The sequence below is a fragment of the Rhodococcus sp. P4_F3_2 genome, from assembly GCF_056401335.1.
In genome coordinates, this window is the sequence record NZ_JBFUJN010000277.1 from 1 (window position 1) to 382 (window position 382).

1 protein-coding gene is annotated in these 382 nt (G+C 30.4%); it reads right to left on the reverse strand.

Features of this window, described 5'->3' with window-relative positions:
- Positions 1-170: 170 nt before the first annotated feature.
- Positions 171-382, reverse strand: a 212-nt coding sequence (locus AC1DWA_RS33720) for a hypothetical protein (protein WP_477917892.1), incomplete at its 5' end; no start/stop codon positions are given.

A 382-nucleotide genomic window follows, 5' to 3' on the forward strand; every position in this document is an offset into this window, starting at 1 on the left:
GAATAACCATATATACGGACTTACGTATTTCCCTATCCGATCATCTAAATCCCATTGAAACAGTGACAATAAAAAAACAAGTAAACTACTACATAACGATAAAATTAAGGTTAAATGACGTTTCACACATTTCCTTCTCTCTGAAATAATTCTTTTTTAACCTTCATTCTTTATAATTCGTTATTTACTATAGTTCTATGAATCCGCTTTAAGAATTCTCTTATTATTCTAGAAAGACCATTATTAGCGTTATAAAAGTAGCCAAAAGAATAAGTTTTGTAATGCGGAGGAGCAAAGTTAACGACTACATATTGATCACTTCTAGATAAGCCGGCATCTGTTTTAAATGCGTAGTCAAATCCTATATTTATTGCCGTATTAT